Source organism: Marinobacterium litorale DSM 23545 (assembly GCF_000428985.1).
Lineage (GTDB): Bacteria > Pseudomonadota > Gammaproteobacteria > Pseudomonadales > Balneatricaceae > Marinobacterium_D > Marinobacterium_D litorale.
Map to the genome: position 1 here is coordinate 56,220 of NZ_AUAZ01000009.1, position 18,369 is coordinate 74,588.

Annotated in this window: 15 protein-coding genes; 4 read left to right on the top strand and 11 right to left on the bottom strand. The window is 57.1% G+C overall.

The window, feature by feature from the left end; translation table 11 throughout:
• Positions 1-51: 51 nt before the first annotated feature.
• From G403_RS0109350 to pilM, 8 genes are read right to left on the bottom strand one after another with little or no spacing between them, the layout of a single operon-like run.
• Positions 52-1,692: an SPOR domain-containing protein gene (locus G403_RS0109350; protein ID WP_027853763.1), complete on the bottom strand. Its 1,641-nt coding sequence runs from the start codon at positions 1,690-1,692 to the stop codon at positions 52-54.
• 10 nt (positions 1,693-1,702) lie between these two features.
• The gene (aroB, locus tag G403_RS0109355) at positions 1,703-2,791 is read right to left on the bottom strand and encodes a 3-dehydroquinate synthase (RefSeq protein ID WP_027853764.1); all 1,089 of its coding nucleotides are present in this window, start codon (positions 2,789-2,791) and stop codon (positions 1,703-1,705) included.
• Between the two features lie 25 nt (positions 2,792-2,816).
• A complete protein-coding gene (gene aroK / locus G403_RS0109360) occupies positions 2,817-3,350 on the bottom strand; it encodes a shikimate kinase AroK (protein ID WP_036233213.1) in 534 nt (177 codons plus the stop codon).
• A 9-nt stretch (positions 3,351-3,359) separates the two neighbouring features.
• Entirely contained in the window at positions 3,360-5,474 is a 2,115-nt protein-coding gene (locus G403_RS22770; protein WP_036233217.1) for a type IV pilus secretin PilQ, read from the bottom strand.
• Positions 5,475-5,480: 6 nt separating this feature from the next.
• Complete coding sequence (locus G403_RS0109370; protein WP_084403992.1) at positions 5,481-6,056, bottom strand: pilus assembly protein PilP; 576 nt, start codon at positions 6,054-6,056, stop codon at positions 5,481-5,483.
• The gene (locus G403_RS0109375; RefSeq protein ID WP_027853767.1) at positions 6,040-6,642 is read right to left on the bottom strand and encodes a type IV pilus inner membrane component PilO; all 603 of its coding nucleotides are present in this window, start codon (positions 6,640-6,642) and stop codon (positions 6,040-6,042) included. The genes G403_RS0109370 and G403_RS0109375 overlap by 17 nt, the downstream gene beginning before the upstream one ends.
• Positions 6,639-7,190, bottom strand: coding sequence for a PilN domain-containing protein (locus G403_RS0109380; protein ID WP_027853768.1), 552 nt, complete (start codon positions 7,188-7,190; stop codon positions 6,639-6,641). The genes G403_RS0109375 and G403_RS0109380 overlap by 4 nt, the downstream gene beginning before the upstream one ends.
• 12 nt (positions 7,191-7,202) lie before the next feature.
• Positions 7,203-8,258: a type IV pilus assembly protein PilM gene (gene pilM / locus G403_RS0109385; RefSeq protein ID WP_027853769.1), complete on the bottom strand. Its 1,056-nt coding sequence runs from the start codon at positions 8,256-8,258 to the stop codon at positions 7,203-7,205.
• Between the two features lie 145 nt (positions 8,259-8,403).
• On the opposite strand from pilM, the gene G403_RS22775 reads away from it, so the two are divergent.
• A complete protein-coding gene (locus tag G403_RS22775; protein ID WP_051298788.1) occupies positions 8,404-10,854 on the top strand; it encodes a penicillin-binding protein 1A in 2,451 nt (816 codons plus the stop codon).
• Positions 10,855-10,926: 72 nt separating this feature from the next.
• Here the strand turns inward: G403_RS22775 and G403_RS0109395 are convergent, their stop codons facing one another.
• The 3 genes from G403_RS0109395 to rpmE all read right to left on the bottom strand — a co-directional run bounded on the left by G403_RS0109395 (position 10,927) and on the right by rpmE (position 13,267).
• Positions 10,927-12,168: a malic enzyme-like NAD(P)-binding protein gene (locus G403_RS0109395; RefSeq protein WP_027853770.1), complete on the bottom strand. Its 1,242-nt coding sequence runs from the start codon at positions 12,166-12,168 to the stop codon at positions 10,927-10,929.
• A gap of 86 nt (positions 12,169-12,254) precedes the next feature.
• Positions 12,255-13,010, bottom strand: coding sequence for a thermonuclease family protein (locus G403_RS0109400; protein WP_051298790.1), 756 nt, complete (start codon positions 13,008-13,010; stop codon positions 12,255-12,257).
• Between the two features lie 41 nt (positions 13,011-13,051).
• The gene (gene rpmE / locus G403_RS0109405) at positions 13,052-13,267 is read right to left on the bottom strand and encodes a 50S ribosomal protein L31 (protein ID WP_027853772.1); all 216 of its coding nucleotides are present in this window, start codon (positions 13,265-13,267) and stop codon (positions 13,052-13,054) included.
• A 253-nt stretch (positions 13,268-13,520) separates the two neighbouring features.
• Here rpmE and G403_RS0109410 point away from each other — a divergent pair, with 253 nt between their 5' ends.
• The 3 genes from G403_RS0109410 to G403_RS24455 all read left to right on the top strand — a co-directional run bounded on the left by G403_RS0109410 (position 13,521) and on the right by G403_RS24455 (position 18,273).
• Entirely contained in the window at positions 13,521-15,722 is a 2,202-nt protein-coding gene (locus tag G403_RS0109410) for a primosomal protein N' (RefSeq protein ID WP_027853773.1), read from the top strand.
• A gap of 133 nt (positions 15,723-15,855) precedes the next feature.
• Positions 15,856-17,613: an arginine--tRNA ligase gene (gene argS / locus G403_RS0109415; RefSeq protein ID WP_027853774.1), complete on the top strand. Its 1,758-nt coding sequence runs from the start codon at positions 15,856-15,858 to the stop codon at positions 17,611-17,613.
• 6 nt (positions 17,614-17,619) lie between these two features.
• Positions 17,620-18,273, top strand: coding sequence for an SPOR domain-containing protein (locus tag G403_RS24455; protein WP_051298792.1), 654 nt, complete (start codon positions 17,620-17,622; stop codon positions 18,271-18,273).
• Positions 18,274-18,369 lie beyond the last annotated feature (96 nt).

Here is an 18,369-nt window from a genome sequence, read left to right on the forward strand (position 1 = left end):
CGTTTTATACTTTGGTTTTACCGATAACTGAGAGGATAGCCGCTAGAGGTCTCACTTCCTGATATCAGATTTTACACCGGCAATAGAGCGAGCCCAGGGCCTCAGCTTACGCAATGAGGCCGGCAGCGCCGCCACCGCATTCATCGCAGCCTCTCGGGTCGCATACTGTCCGTATACAACCACATGCCAGGGTGCTTCTTTGTACACAGTTCTAAAGTAATAGAATCGCTCAGGGTTGTCTTGAGCGCCAATGAATTTTTCTACACTGGCAACCGAACGCGCACCCAGCATCTGCAAGGTATACCCTTGGTCCGGCCACTCCAACAGTTCATCCGCACGCAACAGGGCGTGCACCGCAGGCGACTTAGTCACCTCCGTATCGGCGGATTCCTCTCTCTCCGGCTCATCATTTTTTTGAGCGGGCGAAGGCTCAGGCGTACTTTGCTCTACTTTTTCTTCAGGAGCCGTCGCAACCTCTGCCGGGACAGGCTCGCCCTGGGATCCACCGTTTTGATCACCGGAGCCCTTAACCGGACTGCCCGGTGGTCTCTCCCCTTCACTCTCGCTACGATCAGGGCTTTCCGCGACCGGTTCCGGTTCGACATTGGCCAATACTTCGGGTTGCGAACGCTCTGTGGATTCAGCGAGCCCTGTCTCAGCAGGCTGTGACAATGGCTCAGCGCTCCCCTGACCCTCTGGCCCTATTCCATTCTGGACGCTCTCCTCCCCGGCAGATTCATCACCGGAGCCCGCGGAGTCTATCAGCTGTTTTTCCTGTTCTGCCAAACGCTGGCTGAGCTCTTCGCGCACGCTCACCACCTCCGGTTCCGCGGCTGTTGCAGGTACCGGTATATCCAGCGGCAGAGAAACCCGCGTAGCCTCGGCTTCATCGGGCGATGACTCGGGAAGATACAGCCACAGTGACGCGCCAAAAATTGACACCAGCACCACCACAATCACCGACATCTGAGCGCCGGACAGCGGAAAGGCTCGACCACTGCGGCGTTTGATTCCGCCTTCGCGGGTCAGCGCAATCAAGCCCCGATGTAAACGCCCCGGATACCCGTCAGCACCGTCCAACAGGCGTCGACGCTGACGCTTGGTAATATGGGTGCCGGCAGGGAGCTGATCATCAATGAACGCCTCCGCCTCATCGGGCTCGAAAGGCTCTAGGTGCTGAACATGCAACCGGCCATCGAGCATCTGGTCAAACTCATTGGCCAGAAAGCGCTGCTCAAACTCCGGGCTTCCGGTAAGCACCACACGGGGCGCAGCCTCTTCCAGACGCGAGAAGCTCACTAAAAGTTCCAACGCATTGTTGGTCAGAAAATCGGCATCATCCACAAGCAATTGCAGAGCGATACCCGACTCATGCAGCGTTCGACTTAACTCATGTACCGCGCTGAGGCGGGTGCGGTTATCGGCATCATCCGGGCAGTCGACACCCAGCTGATCAACCAGCATTCTGAGCAAACCCGTCACATCCGCGGTCGCGTCGAGCTTTAGCCAGGCTCTTCGGCGACCGCGTTCCTCGTGATCGGCCTCGGCGACAGCGTTGAGTACCGTCGTACGACCACTGCCATCGTCACCGACCAGCAGTAACAGCAGGTCTGAAAACCGCAGCAAATGGCAAAGTTTGGATGCCAGCTGGGTCCGGGACGCAGGCTCAAAATAGTGCTGCATCGCATCCATCCGGGGAACCTCAGCCTTGTCCCAGTTGCTGGCCAGCAGTCAACGTGGCGTACAACGTCTCTTGGGGAAAATCAGACGTAACCACCGCATCACCAATGCTTTTCAACAGAATCAGGCGCAGAGTGCCATCGACAACCTTTTTGTCAACGGCCATTAATTCGACAAACCGATCTGCACTCATATCTGTTGGGGGCGCCACCGGCAGGCGCGCGGCCAGCAACACCTTACGCACGCGCTCAAGATCAGCCGAGTTTAACCAACCCAAACGCGCAGAGAGATCAGCCGCCATCAGGATACCCGTTCCAACGGCCTCACCATGCAGCCATTTGCCATAGCCCTGGTCTGTTTCGATTGCGTGGCCAAATGTGTGGCCCAGATTAAGCAGAGCACGAATACCAGACTCCCGCTCGTCCTGGGCGACAACCTCTGCTTTGATCTCACAAGCCCGGTGAATGGCATACGCAAGGGCAGCCGGATCCCGGTCCATCAAACTCGGCATCTCGGTCTCAAGCCAATCGAAGAAAGCCGAATCGTAGATCAGTCCATATTTGATCACTTCGGCAAGGCCCGCGCTGAGCTCACGCTCTGGCAATGTATTGAGTACAGCGGTGTCCGCCATGACAGCTACGGGCTGATGAAATGCGCCGATCATGTTTTTGCCCAACGGGTGATTGACACCGGTCTTGCCACCGACCGACGAATCCACCTGCGACAGCAGTGTTGTCGGTATTTGGATAAAGCTGACACCACGCTGGTAGCAGGCCGCTGCAAACCCGGTCATATCGCCAACAACGCCGCCTCCGAGGGCAACCAACGTCGTCGTCCGGTTATGGCGATTCTCCAGCAACGCATCGAAGATCCGTTCAAGATATTCAAGTGTTTTATACTGCTCACCGTCCGGCAACACCAAAGTACTCACCGAGCAACCACTAAACTGCGCTTTGGCAAGCTCCAGGTATAGGGGAGCCACGGTCTCGTTGGTGACGATCATTACCTGCCGGGCGCTCACGTGTTTGGCCAGCAGGGGCGTTTTCAAAAGATCAGAACCGATATAGATCGGATAGCTGCGATCGCCAAGATCCACAGTCAGCGTTTGCATAGCGGGTTCTCTTTGGGACTCAGAGTTAGCCGGGCTGACTCAGTGCCCGGAGCTTGTTCAGGTGACGGACGATTTCGGCGACAACACTGCGTGGGTGACGGCGGTCGGTGCGGACTATCAGATCAGCACACTCCCGATAGAGCGGATCCCGCTCTGCCATCAGTTTAACCAGCACCCCTTTCGGATCATCGTTCTGAAGTAGAGGACGGTTTCGATCCCGGGCTGTGCGTTCCAACTGTTGTTCTACCGAGGTTTGCAGATAGACCACATAGCCCCGACTCTTCAGATTGGTACGGTTTTCCGCTCGCAGAACGGCGCCACCTCCCGTCGCCAGAACAATGCGCTCCTGCTGGGAAAGCAGATCGATCACCATCTGCTCCCGGTCACGAAAACCCGACTCGCCCTCGACATCGAATATCCATGGGATATCAGCACCTGCACGTTCTTCGATAGCACGATCGGAATCGATAAATTCCTGGCCCAGCTCATTAGAAAGCAAACGCCCTATGGTGCTCTTTCCAGAGCCCATAGGGCCAATTAAAAACACATTCAACGACAGCTCTACCCTTTACTGCTTGACTGTCAACGAGTTCCGCACCAGCTTCGGAGTGATAAAGATCAGCAGCTCGTTCTTGCTTCGGCTTTCCACTTTGTTACGGAACGCCGCGCCAATGACGGGCAGGTCGCCAAAGAATGGGATCTTATCCACATCATTCCGCGACTCTTCCTGGAAAACCCCACCCAGAACGACTGTCTCTCCATCACTGACGACAACGGATGTTTCAAGCTCATTGGTATTTAAGGAAAGCTCCCCGGTACTGAGCGTGTCGCCAATGGTATCCTGATTGATTTTGAGATCAAGTGATATGCGATCCCCGGGGTTCAGTTGTGGTGTGACCTCAAGCCCCAGCACAACATCTTTCCACTCGACCTGCACATCGTTGTCTTCCACCGTTTGGTAGCCAATCTCCTGACCGGATTTGATCATTGCGGGCTTGCCATTGGTGGTAATCACCTTGGGCTGGGAGATTACCTCACCACGCCCATCACTCTCCAGGGCCGAAATCTGGGCAGCCAACAATGCACTGTTACCGGATATACCGATCGCGAATGTATTGTTGGAGGCCGTCCCCAGATCCACGTTCAGGCCGGGGATCGCAGTTGCCGTTCCGGTGCCGATCGCCGCGGTTTTGCCGATTGTCACATCACCCAGGTTACCGTTATCGGCGATACCCCAGCGAACCCCCAGGTTCTTGGTAAAGTCGGTATTGGCAGTCACGATGCGTGCTTCAATCATGATCTGCGCGACCTCCACATCAAACCGACGCAGGGTACGCCGAATTTCCTCGATCTGCGCTGCGGTTTCACGAATCATCAGCACGTTGGTCTGATCATCCGCCAGCACAAAACCGCGCTCGGAAACCAGCTTGGCCGCCTCGATATGATCTTTCAGTTCAGAAGCACTGCGGTAGTCGATTTGAATAAATTCAGTCACCAGGGGCGCCAGCTCTTCAACCTGCTTCTGGCTCTCCAGCTCCTGGCGCTCGCGGTCCGCAATTTCCTGAGCGGTGCCGATCAGGAGCACATTACCGGACTCACGCTTGGCAAGCCCCTTGGTCTTGAGAATGATGTCCAGCGCCTGATCCCAAGGAACATTCTTCAATCGCAGCGTGATGTTACCCGCCTGCTGATCCACGTTGTCGCTGATCACCAGGTTCATCTCCGCCACTTCGGCGATAATCTGAAGAATCGAGCGTACGGCCACATCCTGGAAGTTCAGGTCGATTTTCTCACCGGAATAAGGAAAGCGATCACGCTCCGCATCCGCCTGTTCGGCCGGCGTAAGCGGTTTAAAATCCAGCACAAGCTGATTTCCCGTCTGGTACGCCATGTAATCGTAGGGTTCGTTGGTAGGCCTGATCAAAATGCTGGTATTGTTGCCGCTGGACATGGAATCAATGAACATTACCGGCGTGGCAAAATCCTGCACATCCACGCGCTGTTCCATATCCCGGGCCAACTGTGCACCGATCAGATTAACAACAACGTTATTGCCCTCTTCGATAATATCGAGGCCGGCTTCATCATTGGTCATTGCGATAATCACACGCCCCTGACCACCTTCAACCCGCTGAAAATCGATACCTTGAATGCGAGTTTCGTCGGCTTTCATCGGCGCGGGGCTGGCCGCAGCCGGCGTCGCGCTCTGGGCTACCGGCGCCGAGGATCGCTTGACCGGACTGCCTTCCGAACCGGCAAATTCCACCAGGAGGCTATTCCCTTCAGTGAACGTGCGGTAGTCAACCGGCTCATTCAGGTTGGTGACGACCCGCAAACGCCCTTGTGCTTCAGCGAAGTTAATACTGTCTACCTGCCCTGACTTGATATCGACTTGACGGGCACCAACCTGATTGGAAGCATCCTGGAAATCCAGAATCAAGCGAGGGGGACTATCGATCATGTATGCGCGTGGCGCGGGTGGAGCCTGGTCAAAATCCAGTTTCACCTCCAGCCTGTTGCCCGGCATCGCCACGAACGAGGTGTCGGTTAGCTGTGCCTCTGCCATCGCTCTGGGAATGAACGAAAGCGCCAGAGCACCGAGGAGAAAACCCCGGAGCCATCCGTGATTGACGGCCTTTGTACGACCATTTAATTGTCCGTTGAATCTATTCACAGCCAGCATCCCTCGTTATTCCTGCTCCGCCAGGGCCAGATTTCGCGGCCGTTTCATCCAGCCTCCGCGCCCATTCGATACAATCTCAATCACTTTCACCGCCCGATCGGTGACTTCAACCACCTCACCGTAGTCCAAGCCCATATGATCACCGGCGGTGATACGGTGGATTTCACCCTTGTTATCACGCACCAGCGCCAGCAAACCGGGCTGCCCCAATGGGGTAATGGTTCCTACCATTTTCAACTGATCCAGGGCGAACTGCTCAAGGTAGTCTTTTGGCCTTTCGGTATCGGGCTGAATACCCGAGTCGGGCTGGGCTACCTGATCTGCTTCTGAAGCCGGCACCAGCGGCTGAAACGGATCGCGCAGACTGGAGCCTTCATACACAAAGCTCTCGTAGGGTTTAAACTCGGGCAGGGGCTCTATTTTCCCACCGGGCTTCGCCAGCGTTCTTGACACGAACTGGCGCAAATCCGTGGTATCTTCCACCCAAATACAGCCGCCCAGCAACGCTGCTGCCAGCGACAGTGCAATCCAGGTCCGGATGGGCTGTCCGCTAGCCCTTGTTGATTCAGTTCGTATCATCATATCGGTAGGTCTTTGCACTGATGGACATTGACAGCTGGCCGCCACTGGGCTGAATCGAGTAGTCATGCAGGGTCACGATACGCTTGATCGCGGAAACTCCACTGACAAATTCGCCCATCTGGTGGTAGGTGCCCCGCACCTGAATATTGATTGGCAGTTCAACATAAAACTGCGATTTCCGCTCCGCCTGCAACGCGATGGTATCGATATCCAGACCCGCGTTCTTGCCAATCGCAGTAATATCTTCCAGCAGCCCCGGTACCTCTTTATCCGTTGGCAGCTGCTTGAGCAGTTCCGCGAAGCGCTCCTCCACATCTTCCATCTGTTTGCGCAAAGCCGCCAGGTTCGCAACCTGAAAAGCCTTGGCTTCAAACTGCTGCCTTAGCTCGGTTTCACGCGCAATCTCTCGCTCAACCGCCTTGTGTTTATCAACAATCAGGAAGTAGATGCCGGCACCGACAATGGCGGAGAAAAGCAGCAGGTAACAGATAAATTTGATACCCACCGGCCAGTTGCCGGCACTGTTGAAATCCAGGTCATTGGGATCAAACCCCTGGAACGCCCCCTTGATACTATCCAGATTCATTGGCCGGCCTCCTCTGCCTTGGGCTTGGTCAACGGCACCGACAGGTCAAACCGACGCATGGCGTTGGCACTCACGACCCGTGACAGGCTGGGCTCGCCAAACCATATCGACCCATCCAGGTTACGCATCAGCATCGAGACATCATTGTTAATTTCAGCCAGACCATCGATATTAATGCGATCTCCCCGCCGCGTCAGCGCCTGGTAATAGAGCCCATCCGGCAGCACCCTGACGAGCTCATCAAAGTTACGAACAATAACGGGGCGGTTACCCTGCAGCTCCTGGATCGCGTTAAGACGCTCAAGCAGACGTTCACGTTTGCGGCGTAGCTCCTGTATCTCGGCAATTTTTCGATCCAGCTTTTTAATTTCAGCTCGCACATAATCGTTGCGGGCCTGCTGGCGCTCCATCTGCATGTCGTAGAAATAGCTGATACCGAACACGGTCAGTGCCCCAAGCACCGCTGCCACCACCAAATTCGTGATGAACCGCTTCTGCAGCTGGGCGTTGCGTTCCTCTCGCCAGGGCCTGAGGTTTATTCGCGCCATAATATTCCTTCCCTACCTGTCAAAGCTTCGCAGCGCCAGTCCGCACGCCTTGACCAACATGGGCGCATCTTTCATCAGACGTTCCTGATTCAGCCTGGACCCAATACGAATATTCTTGAACGGGTTAGCCACATGCGTCGGCACCCCGATCTCTTCCTGCATCATATCCGCCAACCCCTCGATACTCGCCGTCCCACCTGCCAGATAGAGTTCATTGAGCTGGCTCTGGATACCTGACGAATAGAAAAACTGAAGCGCTCGGGAAGCTTGTTGTATCACCGACTGTCGGAACGGCAATACCAGCATTTCCATGATTTCGGCATCGAGCTCGCCATTGCGAAGCTGCTTTTCAACCTCGGTCGCTTCCATTCCGTACTGCTGATGGATGGCGTTGGTCAGCTCGTTACCCCCAAACGCCTGCTCACGGTTATAGACCACCTTACCGTTGCGGAATACATTGAGCGTGAGCGTTGCTGCGCCGATATCGACCAGCCCCACCAGTGCTTCGGGATCAAACTCTTCGAGAAGTGGCAGCACGCGTTCGGTGGAGAACGTATCCACATCGACGATGTCGCATTTCAGCTCAGCGCCATTCACGGATTCTTCGCGACGCGCCACATCATCACGACGGCAGGCCACAAGCAGGATCTCGTTCAGACTGGGTGCTTTTTCGACCGGGCCTATTACCTCAAAATCGAGGGCAACTTCATCCAACGCATAAGGAATAAACTGATCAGCCTCAATCTTGACTTGCTCTTCGAGCTCAAGGCCGGTAAATACGTTGCTGATTTCGAGCCGTTTGGTAATAACGGCGGAGGAGGGAACGGCGACGATCGCGTTTTTGAGTTTGCCACCGCAGATTTTCAAACCCCGCTCGATCGCTTCCGATACTTCGGATTGGTTCTCGACACTACCATCAACCACTGCCGTGGGCGGTAACGCCACAATGGCATAGGTATCGACCTGGTAGCTCTGCCCATGCTGCGAGAGCGAGACCAGCTTTACGGATGAGGAGCCGATATCGACGCCCACCCAGCCAGCGGTTTTATTACCGAACAAGCTGACCACGACATTTTCCTTATATCTCGGAGTGACATTCCGAATGTCACTTTAGTCTCTATCATGCAGAATTTAAACTGTTGTTCACTAGAGGCCAAGCTTTTGCTGCCGATATAATGCTCAGGCTCAATTTTCTCATCATATCAGGGGTTGCATGCGTATCCTGACGAAGTTCCTAAAATGGCTAACTGCCCTGTCACTGTTCGGTGCCGTCTGCGCTGCGCTTCTGGCTGGCGGACTGTATTACTATTTCGCACCGCAGTTGCCGGATGTACAGACATTGCGCGAAGTGAGGTTTCAAACCCCGCTCCGGGTTTATTCTGCCGATAATAAGCTTATAGCAGAGTTCGGCGAAAAACGTCGCACACCGGTAAACTTCGAGCAGGTCCCCAAAGATTTCGTACATGCCATGCAAGCCGCCGAGGATTCCCGGTTCTTCGAGCATATCGGCATCGACATCAAGGGGCTGACCCGGGCCGCTTACCAATTGGCAAGCACCGGCAGCATTCAGAGCGGCGGCTCCACCATCACCATGCAGGTGGCCAAGAACTTTTTCCTGACGCGGGAGCGAACCTTTACCCGCAAGTTCATGGAAATACTGCTCGCGCTGCAGATTGAGCGTGAACTGAGCAAAGAGGAGATCTTCGAGCTTTACGTGAACAAGATCTACCTGGGCCATCGCGCCTACGGCATTCAGGCCGCCGCTACCGTTTATTACGGCCAGGGGATCGAGAACTTAAGCCTTGCGCAACTGGCCATGATCGCCGGCCTCCCCAAAGCACCATCTGCCTACAACCCGATCACCAACCCACAGCGGGCACTGGAGCGTAGAGACTGGATTCTCGGCCGCATGCTGAGCTTGGGCTATATCGATCAAAACCGCTATGAAAATGCCGTCAATGCGCCGGTAACGGCTCGCTATCACGGCAGTGATATTGAGCTGAGCGCTCCCTATATTGCGGAGATGGTCCGGGCAGAGCTTTACGAGCAGTACGGCGAAGACCTGTACACGGAAGGTTTACGGGTGTTTACAACCGTTGACAGCAAAATGCAGAAAAATGCTGGCGACTCACTGAGCAAAGGCCTTCTCTCGTACAGCTATCGCCACGGTTACCGTGGCCCCGAAAAACACCTCGACCTCGCCACGACCGACGAAGACGCCCGTAAAAAACTCCTGCAAGAAACACCCACCTATGCTGGCCTTAAACCCGCACTGGTCATATCCGTGGAGGAACAGTCCGCGCAGCTACAAACCGAAGAGGGGCTCATCACTCTGACCTGGGACGGCATTGAGTGGGCGCGGCCCTATCGCAGCGTTCACTATACCGGCGCCGCTCCCAAAACCGCTGACGAAGTACTGAGCCCCGGCGACCTTATCCGCATCACCCGTGACGACAACGACGCACCCTGGAAACTGAGCCAGATTCCCCAGGTACAAGGTGCGCTGATCGCTCTCGACCCTGCCGACGGAGCGATTCGCGCACTCAGCGGCGGCTTCAGTTTTGGTCTTAACAAGTTTAACCGGGCCACGCAGGCTTATCGCCAACCCGGTTCCAACATCAAGCCGTTTCTGTATACAGCCGCGCTGGAATATGGCTTTACACCGGCTTCGATCATCAACGACGCCCCGGTCGTTTTTCATGATGTAAGTCTGGAAAGCAACTGGCGCCCGGAAAACGATAACGGTAAATTCGGCGGCCCGACCCGGTTGCGGGAAGCCCTCTACCGCTCCCGCAACCTGGTATCGATTCGTCTGATGCGCTCCTTGGGGATTGAGAAAGCTCGCGACTACATGCTGCGTTTCGCTTTTGAACCCGAACGACTACCTCAGAACCTGTCGCTGGCACTGGGTAGTGCCGATGCCACCCCCCTGGAGGTTGTCACCGGCTACGCCTCTTTCGCCAACGGCGGCTTTAAGGTGGAGCCTTACCTGATATCTCGAATAGAGAGCGCGATGGGGGATCTCATATTCGAACAAAAACCGCTTCGCGCCTGCCCTGAGTGTACCTACCAACCGGCACAGAGCTCCGAGCTCAGCGAAAGTGAGGCGGATCGGGTTAAACCTGAGAGCCAGGAGCCGGTCGTGATGGTTAGCGACACCCCCCAGGCGGCGCCTCGTATCATAAGTCCCGAGTCTGCGTTCCTGATTTATGATGTCATGCGTGACGTCATTACACGCGGCACAGGCCGCCGCGCCCTGGTGCTAAACCGCTCGGATATCGCCGGCAAAACCGGCACCACCAATGAGCAGAAAGACGCCTGGTTCAGTGGCTTCAACCAATCCCTGGTCGCGACAGCCTGGGTCGGCTTCGATCAACCCACGACACTGGGACGCCGTGAGTACGGCAGCACTGCAGCCCTACCGGTCTGGATCGATTTTATGGAGGAAGCTCTGGCGGGCACACCCGAAACAACACCACCAGAGCCGGCAACCATTACCAGCACCCTGATCGACCCAGCGACTGGCAAACTCGCCTACCCCGGTCAAAAGGATGCGATTCGGGAGTATTTTCGCAGTGAGCAGATGCCGACGGAGCACGCCCGCAGCCCCGAAGAAAAAATGGCACCACCGACGACCGAACAGATCTTCGGACTTGGCGGCTAACAGCCAAAAAAAACCGCGGCCCAGACCGCGGTTTTTTTATAGCCCAGGGAGAACCTCCCTGCAGATTATCGCTTACTTGTACTGATCCGGCAGCGGAAGCCGCGCAACACCGGTATCGATGGCCGCTTCAGCAACCGCCTTGGCGATCGCAGGCAGCAAACGAGAGTCCGTTGCCTTCGGCAGGATATATTCGCGACCGAATTCCAGGCTGTCCAGACCATAGGCATCCAGCACTTCCTGCGTGACCGGTTGCTTGGCAAGCTCTGCCAGCGCAACAACAGCAGCCGCTTTCATCTCTTCGTTAATTGCCGATGCACGCACATCCAGCGCACCCCGGAAAATGAACGGGAAACCCAGCACGTTGTTAACCTGGTTCGGGAAGTCAGAGCGGCCAGTGGCCATAATCACGTCAGAACGCGTTTCCTTTGCCAGGCTAGGCAGAATCTCCGGATCCGGGTTCGCACAGGCAAACACGACTGGATTTTCCGCCATCTTCAACAGATTTTCCGGAGACAGCAGGTTGGGGCCGGAAAGACCCACGAACACATCAGCGCCCTCGATGGCATCTTCCAGAGTCCGCTTGTCGGTTTCAGTAGCAAACGCCGCCTTTTCGGGGGTCAAATCATCACGGCCGGAATGTATCACGCCTTTACGATCGAGCATGAAGATATTCTCAACCTTCGCGCCCATATTGATCAGCAGCTTCATGCATGCGCTGGCTGCGGCACCGGCACCCAGGCAAACTATCTGCGCTTCTTCCAGCTTCTTACCGGCCAGTTCGAGGGCGTTGATCATGCCTGCAGCGGTGACAATAGCGGTACCGTGCTGGTCATCGTGGAAAACCGGGATATTGCAGCGCTCAATCAGCGCACGCTCGATCTCAAAACACTCCGGCGCCTTGATATCTTCCAGGTTGATACCGCCGAAGGTATCCGCGATGCGTGCCACGGTATCGATAAAGGCCTGCGGACTTTCCGCATCGACCTCGATATCGATGGAATCGATACCTGCGAAACGTTTGAACAGGAGAGCCTTACCTTCCATAACCGGCTTGGAGGCCAGCGGCCCCAGATCGCCAAGACCGAGGATCGCGCTTCCGTTAGAAATAACGGCAACCAGGTTACCTTTGGCTGTGTAGCGGTAGGCCGCATCCGGATCCTTGGCGATTTCACGAACGGGTTCTGCGACGCCCGGAGAATATGCCAGAGACAGATCACGGGAGGTCTCAGCAGGGGTCGTCAGCTCAACACTGATCTTACCGGGACGAGGAAACTCATGGTAATCAAGTGCTGCTTGTTTAAAATCTTGAGACATGGTTGCTGTTTCCAACTAAGGTTGCATATGGAGAGCTTGCATCATATAGAAACAGGGTATAAGCGACAACAGCACTTCGGTGCCGATCAGGGTGCCAAAAGCCGTAGATTGAGCGAATCACTGATACTGATCAACCAGCGTTTACGCCCCGGTTTCAGGTTACGCCCTCGGTCTACGACCCAGCCCCTCACCTCCAGCCGGCGACCCTTCCAGTGATAAATTTCATCTTTAACTGACCACACCGGCACCCGGATCACCAGATGATCGTCAAGCTCCACGTAAAATGCCTTGCCTGCCCGGTCCACCTGCGTCACAACGCCCTGAGCCAGCACAAATCCCGTCTGCTCTATACTTTTCGCAGCACGCTGTACACCGGCATCCCACACGCCTTCACGCTTTACCCGCGCCTCATTTTCAGCCTGAAACAGGCAACGGGCCAGCGCCGTATTGGGCGCTACAGCGACAGCAAACCCCAAGCCTTGCTCCAGCATCCGCTCAGACGCAAGCGTCTGCCCCAGGATCAGATGCCCCAGCCAGCGACCGTAGCGATCTCTTGATTCCTCCCCGAGAGCCAGACGAGCACGACCATCAACCGCAGAGACCATATCATGTAGAAACGCTCTGGCCGCCTCCGCCCCCGGCTCCGCTGCCCGACCATCACGCGCCAGCTCCGGCGTATTCAGGCCGATCAAGCGTACCCACCGTCCATCACTCAAGCGCACCGTATCGCCATCGCTGACATGAGCCACCGCTACCGGCTCGCCCGGGGGCACCGGGCAAAAATCCGCGTACGCGGAACCTGCCACCAGCCCCTGGAGCAAGCCAACAAAAAAGGCGCCCATCAGGAGCGCCTTTTTCCGGTTCCGCGTCATCGCGCCAGCAATCACTTCTTGAGTGAACGGGCACCGAAACGCTTGTTGAAACGGTCCACACGACCACCGGAGGTCGCTTCTTTCTGCTTACCGGTGTAGAACGGGTGGCACTGGCTGCAAACGTCGACCAGCATATCTTCACCCATGGTGGAACGGGTGTTCATCACGTTACCGCAGGAACAGGTAACTTTGACTTCATTGTATTGCGGATGGATACCAGCTTTCATGTCAAACCTCGAATCGTTGTTTAATGTGCCGCCACCCGTCACGTCTATTCGATACGCCGGGCACCGCACGGTCGACAAAAGCAGCGTCGTGGCGACATGGCTGCCTCTGTAGCTTATTACAGCTAAATAAGGCCGCGGATTATACGCAGCCCGCCGCGAGCCCGCAATAGCAGATAGGGCCGATAAGGCATTTCATCTGGCCACAAACTTACCTAGACTGTCAGCTTCGCTTTTCGACCCACCGAGACCTTACGTGATACTGAGGATCGCCCTGCCGACACCACTGCGCCGGCTGTTTGATTATCAATTGCCTCTAACCGTCGCCAATGTGCCGAAAGCCGGGTGCCGCGTTCGAGTCCCTTTCGGTAATCGCGAGCTGATCGGACTGGTCGTGGAGATAACCGACCAGAGCGAACTCCCTCTGGCCAAACTCAAGCCAGTCCATGAAATTCTGGATACGGAACCGGTTCTGGACCCGCACCTGTTTGAGCTGACGCAATGGGCCGCACGCTATTATCAATACCCGGAAGGCGATGCACTGTGCCAATCGCTCCCTGTTTTACTGCGCCAGGGAAAGCCGGCCGCCTTCGCCCACGCCGTGCTCTGGCGAGCCTGCAGCACGGCCTCTGCGGATCAGCTGAGCAGCACCGCCCACCGGCAGCGCGAACTCCTTGACCTGCTTATCAAGCACCCCCGGGGGATCAGCTCCGATGCCATCAGGGCTGAGGGGGCCAATCCAGCCCTGCTCAAAACGCTGACAGAAAAGGCCCTGGCCGAATCATTTGAACATTACCCGGAACCACCCCACTGGAACCTGACCGACGATCTGCTCAACGAAGCGCCGATGACGCTGAACCCGGAACAACAGGACGCGATGGACAGCATCTCCGCCAGCCAGGGCTTTGCCCCTTTCCTGCTCTACGGTGTAACAGGCTCAGGCAAAACCGAAGTCTACTTGCAGGCGATCGGGCAAACCCTGAAAACCGGTGCCCAGGTACTGGTCCTGGTACCGGAAATCGGCCTCACCCCTCAAACCCTGGCCCGCTTCAAGGCGCGCTTCCGGGTACCTGTCCACGCCCTGCACTCCAACCTGACCGACCGGGAACGCCTGGACACCTGGCTGCATGCCCGGGAAGGTCGGTCTCGCATACTGATCGGCACCCGTTCGGCCATATTCACACCCTTCAAGAATCTGGGTCTGATCATCGTCGACGAGGAGCATGACAACTCCTTCAAGCAGCAGGAGGGGTTTCGCTACCATGCCCGGGACCTGGCCCTGGTCCGCGCCAGTCGTCTGGATATACCGATCATCCTGGGCAGCGCGACACCGGCGCTGGAATCCCTGCATAATGCCGCCAGCAACCGGTATCAGTTGCTTAAATTGAGCGCGCGCGCGGGCAAAGCCAAACCTCCCCGGTTCGAGCTATTGGATATTCGTCAGCAGCCTCTCGACTCAGGTCTCTCCGAGTCGCTGATCCAGCGTATCCATCAGCACCTGGGCGCCGGCACCCAGGTCATGCTATTTCTTAATCGGCGCGGTTTCTCACCCTCATTGATCTGCGAGGAGTGCGGTACGGTAGTCGACTGCACCCGTTGCGATGCGCATATGACGCTTCACCGGACACCGCCGCACCTGCACTGCCACCACTGTGACCGTCAGACGCCAATACCCCGTGCCTGCAACCAGTGCGGCAGCACTCAGTTAAAACCGCTGGGAATTGGTACCGAGCGCGCGGAGGATGCCCTGGCCAAACATTTTCCGGATGTTCCGATCCTGCGCGTAGATCGTGACAGCACCGCCCGCAAAAACGCCCTGGAGCAGCTGATGGCCAAGGTCCACTCCGGCGATCCCTGTATTTTGCTGGGCACGCAGATGCTGGCCAAGGGACACCATTTTCCACGCGTCACACTGGTCGCCATTCTCGATGCCGATGCCGGTCTTTTCAGTGCGGATTTTCGCGGCATGGAGAAAACCGCTCAACTCATTCTTCAGGTCGCCGGGCGCGCCGGGCGCGCTGACCACCCCGGCGAAGTGGTGTTACAAACGTTGCACGCCGAGCACCCCATGCTACAGACCCTGATATCTCAGGACTACCTGGTTTTCGCCGGCGAAGAGATGCGGCTGCGCCGGGCAAGCTACCTGCCTCCATTCTCTCACCATGCGCTGCTAAGAGCGGAGGCGACTCGCGCGGGTTGGGCGGAGCAATTCCTGCTGAATCTGCTCAGTGAAAGCCGCGCACATCAGGCACAGCCTGCCGCCGTTCAGTGCGTGGGTCCTTTCCCCTCGCCCATGGAGAAGCGCGGCGGACTGTTCCGGGCCCAGCTACTCATCGCGGGCAGCCATCGCGCTGCGTTACACAGCTGGCTCGATGTCCTGATTCGCCAGGCCGAGGGGCAGCCCCAGGGGCGACGGGTGCGCTGGACACTGGATATCGACCCGGTCGATCATTACTGAGCACTACGCTACGGGTGGTAATAAAACCACCCACAACGATATAATGCCCGGTTTCTCGCAGACCCGGACCTGCGTCCAGACTAAAACGCGTCCAGCACCGGGCAATTCGCACATTCACCCTCAGGGTACGTTGATGAAAGAACTTATCGCACAGCTGATCGATACTGCGCTGCAGACACTGATCGCCGACGGTACGCTGCCGGCGGACATTCAACCCAACATCATGGTTGAAAACACCCGCGACAAGAGCCACGGCGACTTTGCGTCCAACATCGCCCTGACCCTGGCCAAGCCCGCCCGCTGCAACCCGCGCGAGCTGGCTCAGAAACTGTGCGATGCCCTCCCCCCGTCTGACAGCATCGACAAAACCGAAATCGCCGGCCCCGGTTTTATCAACTTCTTTATCACCCAGGCCTCTGCCTACGCGGTCATCGGTGAAATTCTGGAGCAACGCGAGACCTTTGGCCGCGTCACCACTAACAGTGGCCCACGGGTTCAGGTGGAGTTTGTCTCTGCCAACCCGACCGGCCCGCTGCACGTGGGTCACGGTCGTGGAGCGGCATACGGCGCCACCGTCTCCGACCTGCTGGAAGCCGCCGGAGTGCAGGTGGAACGCGAATACTACGTCAACGATGCCGGCCGTCAGATGAACATCCTCGCGGTCAGCGTCTGGCTGCGCTACCTGGAACTGCTCGACGGGGAGCTGACCTTCCCGGCCAACGGTTACCAGGGCCACTATATCCGCGATATCGCTCACGACCTGGAGAAGACTCACGGCGACCGCCTGAAACGCCCGGTGGAACAGGTATTTGCCAATATCCCCGCGGACGAACCGGCCGGCGGCGACAAGGAAAAGCATATCGACGGCTTGATCGACCGTGCCCATGAGCTGTTGGGCGATGATTACGGTCTGGTGTTTGACGCCGGCCTCAACGCAATCCTCAGCGATATCCGCGAAGACCTGGGCGAATTCGGCGCCGACTACCAGGTCTGGTTCTCGGAACGTTCCCTGACCAGCAACGGCGATGTGGACAAAGCATTGCAGATGCTGGAGGACAAGGGCTACCTGTACGAGGCTGAGGGCAATATCTGGTTCCGCTCCACCGAGTTCGGCGATGACAAGGATCGCGTGGTCAAACGGGCCAACGGCCAGACGACCTATTTCGCCTCCGATATCGCCTACCACATGAACAAGTTCGAGCGCGGCTTCGACAAGGTGATCAATATCTGGGGCGCGGATCACCACGGCTACATCACACGCGTCAAAGCGGCGATCCAGGCGCTGGGTTATGACCCAGAACGGCTGATCGTCAAACTGGTGCAGTTTGCAATCCTCTATCGCAGCGGCGAGCGTGTACAGATGTCCACCCGCTCCGGTTCGTTCGTTACCCTGCGCGAGTTGCGCGAAGAGGTGGGCGCCGATGCCTGCCGCTTCTTCTACGTTACCCGCAAAGCGGATCAGCACATGGACTTCGACCTGGACCTGGCCAAGTCGGAAACCAAGGACAACCCGGTGTTCTACATCCAGTACGCCCACGCCCGTGTCTGCTCGGTACTGCGCAAACTTGAGGAGCAGGGTAACGCCTGGATGCCGGAAGCAGGGCTTAAAAACCTGACCCGCCTCGATACCGAAGCGGAGAAGGACCTGGTTACCACGCTTGGCAAGTACCCGGAGCTGCTGCAGAACGCCGCTCTGAACTACGAACCTCACCTGCTAGCCAACTACCTGCGCGACCTGGCCGGGGACTTCCATACATATTACAACGCGCACAAAATGTTGATCGACGATGCCGAGCTACGCAACGCCCGCCTGACTCTAAGCGCTGCCGTGCGCCAGGTGCTGGCAAACGGGCTCAAGTTGCTGGGCGTCAGCGCACCGGAGCAGATGTAAAACACAATGGCACGACAGGACTACGGGCAGAAAAGACGTTCTGGCGCTTCCGCCAGCCGTAAAGCCACCCCGAAACGGAAAGCGCCGCCACCCCCGCCGCCACGCCGGCCCTGGGGGCTGGCGCTGATCGCGCTTATTGGCCTGGGCGGACTCGCCACGCTGATCTATCTGTTGGTGCAGACTCCGGCCACGGCGCCCGCGCCCAGTGTCCCGAGTACCGTGACGGCACCGAAGCCCAAACCGGCATCTCAGCCCACCCGGACGGAGACGTCGGTAAGCGCAAGCAAGCCGACACCGCCGGCTACGGCCGAACCCGCCGAGTCAGACTCGGACCGGTTCCAGTTTTACGACATGCTACCCAAGAGCAAGGTGGAAACACCGGAGGTTTCGGCTTACAAGTCGACCCCCAAGACCGCCAAACTGGATACGCAAGTGCTGCTTCAGGCAGGCTCCTTCCGCAATTCAGCCGACGCGGAACAGATGCGCGCACGGATGATTCTGGCGGGCCTGCCCAATGTCACCACAAGCCGCACAGAGGGCAGCAACGGAATCTGGTACCGGGTACGTACCGGACCCTTTGACACCCGCACCGATGTCAACGTGGCCACCAACAAACTGCATGAGCTGAATATCCAGCCCCTGCAGGTACGCGCGGAATAAAAAGCCTCGGGGGCCGAATTTCGCCCCCGAGTGTCCCCTGCCCTTGAAATCCGGATTCCGGCAACCATATCTGTAGCCAATCACTGAAATCCGGCA

What these genes read in the sequence shown, in the direction of transcription:
- G403_RS0109350 (WP_027853763.1), bottom strand. Translation starts at nt 1,692, where the DNA reads ATGGATGCGATGCAGCACTATTTTGAGCCTGCGTCCCGGACCCAGCTG.
- aroB (WP_027853764.1), bottom strand. Translation starts at nt 2,791, where the DNA reads ATGCAAACGCTGACTGTGGATCTTGGCGATCGCAGCTATCCGATCTAT.
- G403_RS22770 (WP_036233217.1), bottom strand. Translation starts at nt 5,474, where the DNA reads ATGCTGGCTGTGAATAGATTCAACGGACAATTAAATGGTCGTACAAAG.
- G403_RS0109370 (WP_084403992.1), bottom strand. Translation starts at nt 6,056, where the DNA reads ATGATGATACGAACTGAATCAACAAGGGCTAGCGGACAGCCCATCCGG.
- G403_RS0109375 (WP_027853767.1), bottom strand. Translation starts at nt 6,642, where the DNA reads ATGAATCTGGATAGTATCAAGGGGGCGTTCCAGGGGTTTGATCCCAAT.
- G403_RS0109380 (WP_027853768.1), bottom strand. Translation starts at nt 7,190, where the DNA reads ATGGCGCGAATAAACCTCAGGCCCTGGCGAGAGGAACGCAACGCCCAG.
- G403_RS22775 (WP_051298788.1), top strand. Translation starts at nt 8,404, where the DNA reads ATGCGTATCCTGACGAAGTTCCTAAAATGGCTAACTGCCCTGTCACTG.
- G403_RS0109395 (WP_027853770.1), bottom strand. Translation starts at nt 12,168, where the DNA reads ATGTCTCAAGATTTTAAACAAGCAGCACTTGATTACCATGAGTTTCCT.
- G403_RS0109400 (WP_051298790.1), bottom strand. Translation starts at nt 13,010, where the DNA reads ATGGGCGCCTTTTTTGTTGGCTTGCTCCAGGGGCTGGTGGCAGGTTCC.
- rpmE (WP_027853772.1), bottom strand. Translation starts at nt 13,267, where the DNA reads ATGAAAGCTGGTATCCATCCGCAATACAATGAAGTCAAAGTTACCTGT.
- argS (WP_027853774.1), top strand. Translation starts at nt 15,856, where the DNA reads ATGAAAGAACTTATCGCACAGCTGATCGATACTGCGCTGCAGACACTG.
- G403_RS24455 (WP_051298792.1), top strand. Translation starts at nt 17,620, where the DNA reads ATGGCACGACAGGACTACGGGCAGAAAAGACGTTCTGGCGCTTCCGCC.